Raw genomic sequence first — 13,340 nt, forward strand, 5'->3', positions numbered from 1 at the left:
ATGCGCGCGCTCAATCTCGACTTTCAGCCGCGTCCGCGTTCCGGCCCGTTGGGTTGGAGCCTGCTCGGCGGCGGTGTGCTGCTGGCGCTGCTGTGCTTCGGCGTGCAACAGCACCTCGACGCGCACACCGAACAGCAACAAGGCCACCTGCAAACCACCCAGCGTCAGCTCACCGGCGACAGCGCTGTCAAATCCACCCTGAGCCCGGCGGAAACCCGCGAGCAAGCGGCAAACCTCGCCGAGATGCGCAAGGTCTCGCAGCAACTGCGCCGGCCATGGGAACGCCTGTTCGCCATGCTCGAAGCGATGCCGCGCGATGACGTCGCGCTGCTGACCCTGACCCCGGATGCGCGCAAAGGCCAGGTACGCATCAGCGCCGAAGCGCGAGATCTGCAAGCGATGCTCGACTTCCACAAACGTCTGGAAGCCAGCGACGAGCTGTCCGATGTGTCGCTGCTGAGCCACGAAATCGTCGTCAAATCGCCGGAGCAACCGGTGCAATTCAACCTGTCGGCGACTTGGGAGATTGGCGATGCGAATCCCTAGACTGATCATCCACGAATACCTGCAAGGCCTCGGCGTTCCGGGCCTCGCCGGACTGGCGCTGCTGCTGGTCACCGTGGCTTGGGCACTCGGCGGTTTGCTGCCGGGCTGGCAATCGTTGCAGCACCTCAGCCAGCAGACTCAGGAAGCCAGCGCGTACCTGGCCAAGGTTGAAGACGGCAGCATCGCGCCGCCGGTGGTGCCGCAGCGTCAGCTTGACGACTTCCGCAACAAACTGCCGGCGCAGCCGCAAGCCACCGTCGCCATCGACCGCATCTACGCCCTCGCAGCGCAAGAACACATCACCCTGGCGCGCGGCGAATACGCCCTCGGCGTCGACCCGAAAACCCATCTGGCGCGTTATCAGATCCTCTTGCCAGTGCGCGGTAGCTACCCGCAACTGCGCCGCTTCCTGCACGCCTTGCTCGGCCAGTTGCCGGCGGTGGTGGTGGAAGACCTCGAGTTGCAACGCAAGAAGATTGGCGACACCGACCTCAATGGCCGGATCCGTATGACCCTTTACCTGTCGAGGTCGTGATGAATACCAAACGCGTGACAGGGTGGCTGGCGTTCTTCGGCGTAGCGGCCGCGCTGGCGTGGTTGCCGGAATATTTCTCGCCGAGCGAAGACGCCGATTCCAACGAAGTGGCCGTCGCTACGCCGGGGAAGACCCGAGGCGCGCTGCCGGCCAGCACCGCCAAGGCCAAGGATGCGCCGATCAAGGACCTGAGCCCGGCCGGCGACCTGTTCGCGGCCAAATCCTGGAAGGCCGCGCCGACTTTGGCCACGGTCACCGAAATGGCCATCAATCCAGCAACTGTGGTGCAAGCCCCGAGCCTGCCACCGGTGCCGTTTCAGTTCGTCGGCAGGCTGCATGACCGCAGCGACCTGCAAGTGTTTTTGCAGAACGGCGAAAAGATCTACGTCGTGCGCAACGGGGATGTGATCGACGACACCTGGAAGATCACCGGCATTTCCGATCTGGAACTGAGTTTGGTCTACCTGCCCTTGCATTTGTCGCAGACCCTGTCTGTGGGGAGTACGCAATGAACCGTTCCCGTTTGCTGATGAGCCTGGGCCTGTGTGCCGGGCTGGCCGCGTGCAGTTCTGCACAAGTGGCCAACAAGGAAGCCGCCGACCTGATTGAACAGGGTCAGTACGAGGCGGGGCTGGCCCGAATCGAAGAAGGCCTGCGCGAAAACCCACGGGACACCGAGCTGCACTTGCTGCTCAACAGCGGTCGGGCCAAGGCGATCACGGCGTTGCTGACGACCGGCGACACTGACCGCTCGCGCCGCGACTTCGCTTCGGCGCGGGTGGCCTACAACCGCGCGCTGACCATCGAGCCGAACAACCGCCGGGCTCAGGATGCCCTGAAGCAGATGGATTACCTGCGCAGCATGGACGAAAAACTGGAACTGGCGCGTGGCGACCTGCGTCGTGGCGACATCTACGGCGCTGATCGGCAGGTCAAACAGATCCTCGAACTCGACCCGAATAACGAAGGCGCGCTGGAGCTGCAAGGCAACATTCGTCTGGTGCAGAGCCGCAACGTGATTGCTTATCCGCAACTGCGCACCAAGCTTGACCGTCCGGTGACTCTGGAATTTCGCGACGCCAATCTCAAGACCATTTTCGAAGTGCTGTCGCAGGTCGCCGGGCTCAATTTCATCTTCGACAAAGACCTGCGCCCGGACATGAAAGCCACGATCTTCGTGCGTGACGTGCGCATCGAAGACGCCGTGACCCTGCTGCTGCAACAGAACCAGTTGCACCAGAAAGTGGTGAACGAAAACACCTTGCTGATCTACCCGGATTCGCCGCAGAAAGTGAAGGATTACCAGGAACTGGTGATGCGCACGTTCTACCTGACCAGCATCGACGCCAACACCGCGCTGAACATGGTCAAAACCATGCTCAAGACCCGTGACGTGTTTGTCGACGAACGCCTCAACACCTTGACCATGCGCGACACCGAAGACGCCGTGCGCATGGCCGAGAAACTCCTGCAGTCGCAAGATCAGTCCAACCCGGAAGTGGTGCTGGAGGTGGAAGTGATGGAAGTCGCCACCCAGCGCATTCTCGACCTTGGCCTGCAATGGCCGAACACCTTCGGCGTGGTCAACAGCGACGGTTCGGCGGTGACTCTGCTTGATCAACTGAAAGGCATCAACTCCAGCCGGATTTCGATCTCGCCGTCGCCGCAAGCCAAGATCAACGCCCAGGACAATGACATCAACACCCTCGCCAGCCCGGTGATTCGTGTGAGCAACCGCGAGCAGGCGCGGATCCACATCGGTCAGCGCGTGCCGATCATCAGCGCGACTTCGGTGCCGTCGACTCAAGGCCCGGTGATCACTGAGAGCGTCACTTATCTGGACGTCGGTCTGAAGCTCGAAGTGCAACCGACCGTGCACCTGAACAACGAAGTGGCGATCAAGATTGCTCTCGAAGTGAGTAACGCCACGCCGCTGGAACCGACCCGTCAGGGCACGATCCCGGTGCAGGTCGACACCCGCAACGCACAAACCTCACTGCGCCTGCACGACGGCGAAACGCAGATCCTCGCCGGCCTGATGCGCAACGACCACGGCGCCACCGGCAACAAGATTCCGGGCCTCGGCGATATCCCAGGGATTGGCCGGCTGTTCGGCAGCAACAAGGACACCGTCGGCAAATCGGAACTGGTGCTGTCGATCACCCCACGGATCGTGCGCAACCTGCCGTACCAGAGCCCGTCGGACATGGAGTTCTCCACCGGCACCGAAACCAGCATGCACATTCAGGCCCCGGATCGTTCGCAGAGCTACGTGATGCCGTCGCCGGCCGCGCAGCCGCGTGCCGTCGGTGAATCGGCCGTGGCCACCACCCGCGTCACTGTCGAGAAGCCTTGATCATGAACGCCTCCCAACGCGGTTTCACCCTGATCGAAGTCGTGGTGACGCTGGCCCTGATCGGCCTGTTGGCGAGCATGGCCGCGCCGCTGACCGAGACCTTGGTGCGGCGTGGCAAGGAGCAGGAATTGCGCAACGCGCTGTACCAGATTCGCGATGGCATTGACGCCTACAAGCGTGCCTTCGATGCCGGCTACATCGAGAAGTCGCTGAACAGCAGCGGCTACCCGCCGAACCTGCAAGTACTGGTCGAAGGCGTGCGCGATGTGCGCAGTGCCAAAGGCGCCAAGTTCTACTTTTTACGCCGCATCCCACGCGATCCGCTGGTGCCGGCCAAACGTGACGACGAAGGGGGTTGGGGCGTGCGCGCCTACAACAGTTCGGCTCAAAACCCGCGCGATGGCGAGGACGTTTTCGACGTCTACTCCCACGCCCGGGGAAAGGGCCTCAACGGTGTCGCTTACCGCGAGTGGTGAACCTCATGCGCCGGGAAAAAGGTTTTACCTTGCTGGAGCTGATGGTGGTGATGGCGATCATCGCCACGCTGATGACCATCGCGCTGCCGCGCTACTTCAACAGCCTCGAAGCGTCGAAGGAAACCACCCTGCGCCAGAGCCTGTCGGCGATGCGCGAGGCGCTGGATCACTTCTACGGCGACACCGGACGGTATCCGGATTCCATCGAGCAACTGATCGAACAACGTTACCTGCGCAACGCGCCACTCGACCCGATCACCGAACGCAAAGACCAGTGGGTGCTGATTGCGCCACCGGACGGCGTCGCCGGTGGTGTGGCCGACATCAAAAGCGGTGCTACCGGGAGGGCGCGTGATGGCAGCCAGTATTCCGAGTGGTAACCGCGCGCAGCAGGGTGGCTTCACCTATCTGGGCGTGCTGTTCCTGATCGTGGTGATGGGCATGGGCCTGGCCAGTGCCGGCGAGTTGTGGTCGACCGCTTCGCGTCGTGACCGTGAACGCCAGTTGCTCTGGGTCGGCACTCAGTACGCACAGGCGCTGCGCAGCTACTACCGCAGTTCGCCGGGGTTGGCGCAGTACCCGAAAGAACTGGCGGATCTGCTTGAAGATCAGCGTTTTCCCGAGGCCAAGCATCACCTGCGTCAGCTCTATCCGGACCCGATCGGTCAGGGTGAATGGGCGCTGCAACGTGGTTTTGATGGACGCATCACCGGCCTCAACAGTCCTTCGACCGAGCTGCCTTTGAAGCAATCGGGCTTCCCGACGCAGTGGTCGGATTTCGAAGGCATGCAGCGTTATTCGGACTGGCAGTTCGTCGCCGAAAAGGCCTTCCTCGACGGCACCAATGGCCCGGCTAAAGGCCAGTCGAATCTGCCACAGGCGTTGCAGCCATGACTCGTCAGTGGTGGTGCGCGCTGATTTTCACCGTGGCGGCGTGCTGCGCTCAGGCCGGTGAAGAAGACGAAATGATGGGCTTTATCGTCGACGACACGATCTCGCACATCGGCCACGACTTTTACTACTCGTTCAGTGAACGCCTGCGCGACACCAGCCCGATGGATTTCAACCTGGTGGTGCGCGAGCGGCCCGACGCGCGCTGGGGCAGTCTGGTGACCGTGGAATATCAGCAACGCCTGGTTTATCGGCGCTTCCTGCCGCCGAACACCGTGGAACTGAAGGACGAGGCCTACGCGGCCGCCGACTGGGTTCGACGCCAGGTTGTCCAGCGCAAGCTGGAGGCTCTGTTGCAGGACACCACCGACCTTGAGAAGGACGAACTATGAACAGCACAACGTTCTCACGGCGCAGCGGATTCTGGATCTCGGGGTTGTTGATCGGGCTTGCCAGCGCCGCCGCCGTCCAGGCCACCGAACTGGTCTACACACCGGTCAACCCGTCGTTCGGCGGCAACCCGCTCAACGGCACCTGGCTGCTCAACAACGCTCAGGCGCAAAACGACTACGACGATCCGGACCTGAAAAGCCGTTCGACCGTGGCCGGCACCTCGGCGCTGGAGCGCTTCACCAGTCAATTGCAATCGCGGCTGCTAGGGCAGTTGCTGGACAACATCTCCACCGGCAACACGGGGAGCCTGTCCACTGACTCTTTTATCGTCAACGTCATCGACGACTCCGGGGCACTGAGCATTGAAGTGACCGATCGAGCGACCGGTGAGGTTTCGGAAATTCAGGTGAACGGCCTCAACCCATGACGGGCTGACGGTTCCGGGGAGAACGGACATGAAAAAGATCATCGCGTTAGGGCTGCTGTTGGCGACATTACAAGGGTGCAGTCTGCGTGAGCCGATGTCGGCCGAGCAGGACACCGAAACCCCGACCCTGACTCCCAGGGCTTCGACTTATTACGACTTGCTGAAGATGCCGCGACCCAAGGGGCGATTGATGGCGGTGGTGTACGGCTTCCGTGACCAGACCGGGCAGTACAAACCGACGCCGGCGAGTTCGTTTTCCACCAGCGTGACCCAGGGCGCGGCGTCGATGTTGATGGACGCGATGCAGGCCAGTGGCTGGTTTGTCGTGCTGGAGCGGGAAGGGCTGCAGAACCTGTTGACTGAACGCAAGATCATTCGCGCGTCGCAGAAGAAGCCGAATACGCCGGTGAATATTCAGGGTGAGCTGCCACCGTTGCAGGCGGCGAACATGATGCTCGAGGGTGGGATCATCGCGTATGACACGAATGTGCGTAGCGGTGGGGAAGGGGCGCGGTATCTGGGGATTGATTTGCAGCGTGAGTATCGGGTGGATCAGGTGACTGTGAATTTGCGGGCGGTGGATGTTCGCAGTGGGCAGGTGTTGGCGAATGTGATGACCAGCAAGACGATTTATTCGGTGGCGCGCAGTGCGGGGATTTTCAAGTTTATCGAGTTTAAAAAGTTGCTTGAGGCTGAAGTGGGTTATACGACTAACGAGCCGGCGCAGTTGTGTGTGTTGTCGGCGATTGAGGCGGCGGTGGGGCATATGGTGGCGCAGGGGATTGAGCGGCGGTTGTGGCAGGTGGCGGGGGACGCTTCTGTGCCTTCGCAGGATGATGTTTTGAATCGGTATTTGAGCCAGAACAAGATTGATCCGGATGCGGAGTGAACGTGGCGGCCTTCGGGCCGACCAAGTTCTTGCCGATGTACCCAGTTCCCACTGTGGGAGCGAGCCTGCTCGCGAAGGCTTTTTGTCAGGAGGCGGGGGTTCTTTTTGACTGAGTACATATCCGTTTCTGCGGTAACGGCTGATTAGGGTTCCGCCCTTACGGCGGGTCACTTTTTCCAGACGCCGAAAAAGTAACCAAAAAGGCTTGCTCCTACGTGCGGCCCGCTCGCTGGGGCTCGGGGTCGCTGCGCTCCCACGCCCGGATCAATCCCTCCACTCAGCCTTCCGACGTCGCCCGTGGATCAAGATCAAAAGCAGGCGAGCTGACACTCGGCCTATTGAGTGGTGAGGAGCACAGCGTGGTCGGCTTTGGATTTGTGGTGGATTCGCCCCTCATCGGAACGCCGCCCGCCCAGCCCTCTCCCGAGGGAGAGGGAGCTGATTTTTCAACGCTTCAAAATCTGAGTTCAACGCGGTATTTCACGTCGGCGTACATCTCCCAAACACCACGGTCAGTCCCCTCTCCCTCCGGGAGAGGGCTAGGGTGAGGGGCTCTTGCTTCAACGCTTCAAAACCTGAGTTCGACGCGGTATTTCACGTCGGCGTACATCTCCCAAACACCACGGTCAGTCCCCTCTCCCTCCGGGAGAGGGCTAGGGTGAGGGGCTCTTGCTTCAACGCTTAAAAATCTGAATTCAGCTCGGTATTTCACGTCGGCGTACATCTCCCAACGAACATCTCCCAAACACCACGGTCAGTCCCCTCTCCCTCCGGGAGAGGGCTAGGGTGAGGGGCTCTTGCTTCAACGCTTCAAAACCTGAGTTCGACGCGGTATTTCACGTCGGCATACATCTACCAAACACCACGGTCAGTCCCCTCTCCCTCCGGGAGAGGGCTAGGGTGAGGGGCTGCGATCTGAAGTGTGTTTAAAGAAGTGTCTGAATCGACGGAACCTTCCCACAAGGTTTTCAGGTTGTCCGTCGGACGTCCGGTCTCTAGCCTGTGTTCGTCGCTGCCAATTCAGCGACCGGGCATGGAAACCCGAAGACACGAGAGAGCAGATACGCCTTTCATAACGTATGCTTGCGCACTTTCATTGTGTGCACTCTGTTATGGCGGTTGTGCGCGGGAGACATTCGTGTCTGCCGGGTTGCTCTCTCCCGGATTTCCAGCCTGCGTACAGCTGCCACCCATTTTTCCTGGAAGTCGAATGGGCCAGCTGAAACTATCAATGAGAGAGAATTACCATGAAAAAACCAACACCCAACCCCCCAGAACCAGACACCAACACCACATCCCCCTACGCCTCAGTCGACAGCAAAAAACTCCACGAAGCCGCCGACCGCGCCCTGGATTTCTACCTCAACCCCACCGCCCACATCATGTCCAGCGCCAACGAGCCGGAACCCATGTACCTCGCCAATCCCAGGTACAACACCGAATCCCTGCTCGCCAACGCCAGCGAAACCCTAGGCTCGGCCAGCGAAATGCTCATCAACTTCGCCGCCTCCCTGGAAACCTCCCACCGCAAGACAGCATTGGGCATCGTACAAGTCGTCATGCTGGGCGAACTGGCGGTAAATCAAGCCCTCGATCACGTCGAGTTGAAGGATGGCTGATTGATCGTTCCCACGCGCAGCAAAGGAATGCAGCCCTTGGCGCTCTGCGTCAAATTCGCAATTTGGAACGCGGAGCGTCCCGAGAGGCATTCCCACGCAGAGCGTGGGAACGATCAAGATACAAAAAAACCGTACCTCCAGGGGAAGCACGGTTTCTTGTGTTGAGACGAGGAAGCGATCTTAACCGGGGTCGCGTCGAGGGTACTCCTGACGCGTATGCAAGATGCTCACAATCTCAATTTGGTCCGCCACTTGATAAACGACGAGATAGTTCGGGCTTACCACAATCTCTCGAGTGCCGGGAGAGCGGCCTTTGCGATACAGGTGTGGATGCCAACAAAGCGCAGATGTAGTTTTTACGACGGACTTGTGAAGTGCAGTCGCCGCTAAAAAATTTCGCTCGCCAATGTACTTCAGGATTTTCGAGAGTTCGACCCGAGCCTTGGGTCGCCACTTAATCTGCATCAGCGCTTTTGCGCATTGATTCCATCAAGGCGTTGATTTCCTCCATCACTTGCTCATGGGGAATACTCGGGCGCGGATCATCGAGAGAGGCCTGTACTTCGGCCCGAAACCAACGGTCATAACTCGCAGCCTGTTCCTCGGGATCAAGATCCGAAACAACCGGGCACAGTGGGTCGATCAAGGACGGGTCGATCATAGAACCTCCGGGTTTGGTGCCTCGAAGTCTATTCGTTAACGGTATCGCTGTCGTCGCTGTCTGGATGAATTGCATGTAGGCCAAGCTCCATGAGGATCAAGTTGTCCCGGCAAATCCTAGAGCCTGCACTTCCGACGGCCAACCGCCAGAACTTGTCAGAAAACTCCCCGAATTTCTAAAAACGTTCCGTTTTCCGTAGGACGCAACTCAAACGTCAGCGCAAAAAAAACCGCGACCCCCCTCACCAGAGAATCGCGGCCCATCAACACCCAACCCCTACTGCTGCAACACCGTCGCCTGGTTAGCCGACCCAAACTGCTGGATATTCGCGGTCTGCGTCACCCCACTCTGATCGACATTGGCAATGTTCCCGGTACCGCCCTGGGTCACATACGCCACGTTCATCGTGTCCGCCTGTTTCACCGTGATCATGTTGTCGCTGCCATACAGCTGCGCGGTGTACGCCTGGTTGCCAGTCCCGGATTGATCGAATTCTGCACTGTTACCCGTGCCATTCGAAGAACCCTGCACCAGGTTGCCAGTGCCGCGCTGATCGGAAATCAAAATGTTGTCGCTACCATTCTGATCAAAATACAGCTCGTTATACGACTCGGCCTGACTGACCGTGGTCTTGTTGCCAGTCCCGGTCTGATGCGTGGTCATGACCTGCCCGACGCCATCCTGAGTGAAGCTGGCGATGTTGCCATTGCCCGCCTGAGTCACTGTCGCGCGTTGGTTGCTGCCGAACTGCCCACCCGATTGTGGGCCTTTCCAGTTGCTGGCGTAGACCTTGTTGTCATTGCCCACCGAGGTAGCGTTGAGCACGTGGCTGTCGCCGTTCTGGTAGGTGAAGTGCACGTTGCCATTACCCACCTGATAGAGCGCCAGTGTCGAGTTGACCGATTCGAACTGGTCGGCGTAGATCGCGTTGCTGTTGCCGACCTGGGTGACGGCGGCGGTGTTGTTTTCGCCGAAGCTTTGGTCGACCACGGTTTCGTTGCTGTCGCCGTACTGGTTGACGGTGGCCTGGCTGGCCAGTTGCGCGTCCTGCCAGATTTCGGTGCCGTTGAGGTTGCCGAACTGGTTGATGGTGATGTTGCCGCCGGTGCCGTTGCGCTGGTCGCCGTAGGCGTAGTTGCCTTCGCCGGCCTGGTTGATGCCGATCTGGCCGCCGTTGTGCAGCACTTGTTCGGCGGTGCCGTAGTTGGCGGTGCCGTATTGGGTGATCACTGCACTGTTGCCGCTGCCTTCATAGAGTTGTTCGATGTTGGCTTCGTTGCTGTCGCCGAATTGGAAGGTTTTGCCTTCGCTGCCGTTCTGCGAATCCTGATAGATGAACGAGAAGTTACCGGTGCCTTGCTGCTGTTGCAGCGCGTTGTTCGGTGAGCCGAAGCCCAGCGACTGGCTGGCGTGGGCGGTGTTGAAGGCGCCGACCTGTTGCTGGGTGATCGTGGCGTTGTCTTCGTAAAGTTGTTCGGCGTAACCGGCGTTGTAGTCGCCGACCGCGTCCTGGGTGATCACGCTGCTGGCGTGGTCTTGCACGGCAGCGGCGTCGTTGCCCTGGCCCAATTGGGTCTGGGTGGCGGTGCTGAACGGGGCCTGGGTCTGCTTCACATCGGCGATGTTGGCAGTACCGGCCTGGCTTTGGTTGGACAGGCTGTCGTCGGCCATGGCCTGGGCACTGATCATGACCAGGATGGCGGCGGTGAGGGGCGTCAGTTTGAACATGATGAACTCTCCGATGATTGGCAGTGCTTAGCGATATTGCTTGACCGAAACGCTCATGCCGTTGCCCGACTGGGTCACGGCGCTTTGCAGCCCCGCGCCGGCCTGCTCGATGCTGGCGTCGTTGTTGTTGCCGTTTTGCGAAATCTGCGCGCGGTTATGGCTGCCGTTTTGGGTAATGGAAGCGGCATTGCCGGAACCGTTCTGGTTGATCAGCGCCATCAGGTCGCTGCCCTGTTGCAGGATGTACGCCTCCTGATTGCTGCCCGACTGCACGATCTGCCCGAGCAGCGACTGACCGTTCTGTTGCAGCAGGGCGACGTTGGCCTGGCCGAGCTGGTCGATCAGGGCTTGCTGACCCACCGGTGGGGGCAGTTCGCCGAGGTCGCTGCTGGTCGGGGCCAGGTCGTCGTTGTCCATCAGGTCGTCGGCGCGCACGCTCGCAGTGCTGCACAGCAGGAGCAGGCAAAGCAGGGCGGCGGTCGGCGTGTTCATGGCGAAAATCCTGTGTGGCGTTATCCGGTTGCGAAGCACGCCCCAGCCACCCGAAAGTGGCTGGGGCGCAGGCCTACAGCGTGGTCACCGAGACCGTGCGCACGGTGCCTTGGGACGAGCGGATCGTCGCGGTCGGGTTGGCCGATGGCACCACCAGCGTGTTGTTCAGCGTCAGCCGCCAGCGTCCGGTCAACGGCACCGTGGTGGTGCCAAGGGTGACCAGCCCGGAAGGGGTGGTGACCTGCACGGTGATGGTGTTGCCGGTGGTCACTGACGAGGTGCCGGTGAAGTCCCAGTTGAAGCGCCCGCCGGAGCGTGCCTGCACCGTTGACGCGGTGACGGCGAACGTTTCCGCTGCTGGCCGTGGCGACACTTGCACCGTGACTGTGGCCGGCGTCGACAGGGCACCGAAGGCGTCCCGGGCGATGTAGGTGAAGGTCGTGGTGAACGCCGTGGTCACCGTGGCCGGTGGGGTGTAGGTGATCACCGTGCCGTTGCTGCTGACCGTGCCGCGCCCGGCGGCCGGTTGGGTCAGGCTGTTGACGGCCAGTGGCACGTTGCCTTCCGGATCGGTGTCGTTGGCCAGCACGTTGATCGGGATTGCTACGCCCAAGGTGGCGACGCTGTCGGCGACGGCGGTCGGTGCCTGGTTTGGCGCGACGGTAATCGTCACGGTTGCCGGGTTGGCCGAGGCCAGGCCTTTGGCGTCCTGCGCTTTGTAGGTGAAGGTGGTGGTCAGTGGCGCGTTGACTACCGCTGGCGGCGTGTAGACCACCGATGTGGTGCCATTGAGCGCGACAGTGCCTTGGCCGGCGGCCGGTTGAGTCAACGCGGTGATGCCCAGCGGATTGTCACCATCAGGATCGCTGTCGTTGGTCAACAGACTGAGGGTGATCGGCACGCCGAAGCTGGTGCTGCCGCTGTCGGCGTTGGTGATTGGCGCTTGGTTTTCACCAGTGTCTGGCGCGCTGCCGACCACGACGACCGCTTCGGTGTCTCCACCGCCAGCGGCAGATTTCACCGTCACGGTAGCGGGTGGCTGAGTCAGGTCGGCGACGGTAATGCGCTGCAGGGTGCCGGTCTTCGACAGACGTCCGTAGCCCTGGGCAACCATGTCGGGGATCGCCACTTCATCGCTCGAGGTGGCCTCGATCAGCAAGCTATGGTTGGCCCAGTTGTAGCGCGCGGTCTGCACTTTCACCACGTCGGTGAGCTTGGCTGATACGGCCGTCGGACGCGTGGTGCCGGCGGGGTTGGTGGCGGTCACGACGACTACCGGAGGTACCGCGCCAGTGCCCAAGCGGTGGCCGAAGAACAGGCCGTTGTTATCACCCAACAGACTGGTCTGGCACGGCGTTGGCGGTGGGCCGGGCAGCAGCGCCACGGTTTCGCGGAAGCACAGGGTCGAGCTGTTACTGGCCTTGGCAAACACTTCGGCACGCACGCCAGCGGCGGTGCGGCGATAGGTGGCGCGGTCGATTTCCACCTGGGTCTGCTGACGGTTGTCGAGCACTTTGCCGGACAGGCTGAACACGTTCGACTGGATCGTCCCGGCCGGCCCGGTGATGCGCAGGAAGTTGGTGTTGAACGGGCTGCCGGTCACCGCTTCGTTGAGGTTCGGGTCGCCGACGAAAGTTTCCGTGGCGCCGGTGTCCGGGTTCACTTCGGTGTACGGGCCGTTGACGCTGCGCAAAAACGGTCCGATGGCGCCATTGACGGCACCGGTGAAATTGCCCGGCGCGCCGATGCCGATGTCGCGGGTGATATTGATCGCGCGGCGCCCGGGTGCGGTGACATTGACCGTCTCGACGCCATACGGGTGGGTGATGGTGTAGGTGCCGGCAACGGGTACGTTTACCCGGATGCGAATCCGCGCAAAGCTTTGCTGATCACCGTCCGCCGGATTTTCCGAGGCGAATGCCGCTTCGATCCCGGCGACATAGGCGTCCACACCATAACCGGCAGCGTTGTCGGCAATCGTGGTTTCGGCCAGGAACCAGAAGGCTTCCGGCGGCCAGTTGTCCGGGAAAATCATCGGCTGGGCATCGTCGTAGATGCCTGGCTCGGCCAAGAGAATGCACATGTAAGCCGGCGGCGTGGTCGCGGCAACGCGCGAACTGGCAGCACGCGACTGGCAGAGTTCCATCGACAGCAGATTGTTGTCCTGATACCACATCGGGAATTTCCCGGTGGCGAAGGTGTAGGGGCCGGGGTCGACGGCGGCGAGTTGCGCATAGGCACTGCCGGTCAGCGAGAGAGCGAGCCCGAGCGCGTTGAGCGCAAAGCGTGGCCACTTGTTCATGATGCCTCCTGATGCGGATCTGGGC

16 protein-coding genes are annotated in these 13,340 nt (G+C 61.0%); 11 read left to right on the forward strand and 5 right to left on the reverse strand.

Annotation, left to right across the window (positions count from 1 at the left end):
* The 11 genes from M5G26_RS26185 to M5G26_RS26235 all read left to right on the forward strand — a co-directional run bounded on the left by M5G26_RS26185 (position 1) and on the right by M5G26_RS26235 (position 8,132).
* Positions 1 to 546 (forward strand): PilN domain-containing protein, encoded by a 546-nt coding sequence (locus M5G26_RS26185; protein WP_273916875.1) that lies wholly within the window; start codon positions 1 to 3, stop codon positions 544 to 546.
* Positions 533 to 1,081, forward strand: coding sequence for a GspMb/PilO family protein (locus M5G26_RS26190; RefSeq protein ID WP_273916876.1), 549 nt, complete (start codon positions 533 to 535; stop codon positions 1,079 to 1,081). The genes M5G26_RS26185 and M5G26_RS26190 overlap by 14 nt, the downstream gene beginning before the upstream one ends.
* The gene (locus tag M5G26_RS26195) at positions 1,081 to 1,593 is read left to right on the forward strand and encodes a hypothetical protein (protein ID WP_095047573.1); all 513 of its coding nucleotides are present in this window, start codon (positions 1,081 to 1,083) and stop codon (positions 1,591 to 1,593) included. The genes M5G26_RS26190 and M5G26_RS26195 overlap by 1 nt, the downstream gene beginning before the upstream one ends.
* Entirely contained in the window at positions 1,590 to 3,437 is a 1,848-nt protein-coding gene (locus tag M5G26_RS26200) for a secretin N-terminal domain-containing protein (RefSeq protein WP_150693393.1), read from the forward strand. The genes M5G26_RS26195 and M5G26_RS26200 overlap by 4 nt, the downstream gene beginning before the upstream one ends.
* Positions 3,438 to 3,439: 2 nt before the next feature.
* Complete coding sequence (locus M5G26_RS26205; RefSeq protein ID WP_095124775.1) at positions 3,440 to 3,913, forward strand: type II secretion system protein; 474 nt, start codon at positions 3,440 to 3,442, stop codon at positions 3,911 to 3,913.
* Positions 3,914 to 3,918: 5 nt separating this feature from the next.
* Complete coding sequence (locus tag M5G26_RS26210; protein ID WP_007919395.1) at positions 3,919 to 4,293, forward strand: type II secretion system protein; 375 nt, start codon at positions 3,919 to 3,921, stop codon at positions 4,291 to 4,293.
* Complete coding sequence (locus M5G26_RS26215) at positions 4,268 to 4,807, forward strand: type II secretion system protein (RefSeq protein ID WP_122597819.1); 540 nt, start codon at positions 4,268 to 4,270, stop codon at positions 4,805 to 4,807. Before M5G26_RS26210 ends, M5G26_RS26215 begins: the two co-directional genes overlap by 26 nt.
* Positions 4,804 to 5,196 (forward strand): curli production assembly/transport protein CsgE, encoded by a 393-nt coding sequence (gene csgE / locus M5G26_RS26220; RefSeq protein WP_038364891.1) that lies wholly within the window; start codon positions 4,804 to 4,806, stop codon positions 5,194 to 5,196. Before M5G26_RS26215 ends, csgE begins: the two co-directional genes overlap by 4 nt.
* Complete coding sequence (locus M5G26_RS26225) at positions 5,193 to 5,624, forward strand: curli assembly protein CsgF (protein ID WP_095124771.1); 432 nt, start codon at positions 5,193 to 5,195, stop codon at positions 5,622 to 5,624. The genes csgE and M5G26_RS26225 overlap by 4 nt, the downstream gene beginning before the upstream one ends.
* A gap of 28 nt (positions 5,625 to 5,652) precedes the next feature.
* On the forward strand, positions 5,653 to 6,513 hold the full coding sequence (locus M5G26_RS26230; protein ID WP_150693394.1) for a CsgG/HfaB family protein: 861 nt from the start codon (positions 5,653 to 5,655) through the stop codon (positions 6,511 to 6,513).
* Positions 6,514 to 7,760: 1,247 nt separating this feature from the next.
* On the forward strand, positions 7,761 to 8,132 hold the full coding sequence (locus M5G26_RS26235) for a DUF6124 family protein (protein ID WP_273916877.1): 372 nt from the start codon (positions 7,761 to 7,763) through the stop codon (positions 8,130 to 8,132).
* Between the two features lie 180 nt (positions 8,133 to 8,312).
* Here the strand turns inward: M5G26_RS26235 and M5G26_RS26240 are convergent, their stop codons facing one another.
* The 5 genes from M5G26_RS26240 to M5G26_RS26260 form a co-directional block, all read right to left on the reverse strand.
* Positions 8,313 to 8,597, reverse strand: coding sequence for a type II toxin-antitoxin system RelE/ParE family toxin (locus M5G26_RS26240; RefSeq protein WP_186747848.1), 285 nt, complete (start codon positions 8,595 to 8,597; stop codon positions 8,313 to 8,315).
* Complete coding sequence (relB, locus tag M5G26_RS26245; protein WP_034152589.1) at positions 8,587 to 8,793, reverse strand: type II toxin-antitoxin system RelB family antitoxin; 207 nt, start codon at positions 8,791 to 8,793, stop codon at positions 8,587 to 8,589. Before relB ends, M5G26_RS26240 begins: the two co-directional genes overlap by 11 nt.
* Before the next feature lie 276 nt (positions 8,794 to 9,069).
* Complete coding sequence (locus M5G26_RS26250) at positions 9,070 to 10,521, reverse strand: curlin (protein ID WP_273916878.1); 1,452 nt, start codon at positions 10,519 to 10,521, stop codon at positions 9,070 to 9,072.
* A gap of 27 nt (positions 10,522 to 10,548) precedes the next feature.
* Positions 10,549 to 11,013: a curlin gene (locus M5G26_RS26255; RefSeq protein ID WP_122600426.1), complete on the reverse strand. Its 465-nt coding sequence runs from the start codon at positions 11,011 to 11,013 to the stop codon at positions 10,549 to 10,551.
* Positions 11,014 to 11,086: 73 nt separating this feature from the next.
* Entirely contained in the window at positions 11,087 to 13,315 is a 2,229-nt protein-coding gene (locus M5G26_RS26260) for an Ig-like domain-containing protein (RefSeq protein WP_273916879.1), read from the reverse strand.
* Between the last annotated feature and the right edge of the window lie 25 nt (positions 13,316 to 13,340).

It is taken from the genome of Pseudomonas sp. TNT2022 ID642, from assembly GCF_028656995.1.
GTDB lineage: Bacteria > Pseudomonadota > Gammaproteobacteria > Pseudomonadales > Pseudomonadaceae > Aquipseudomonas.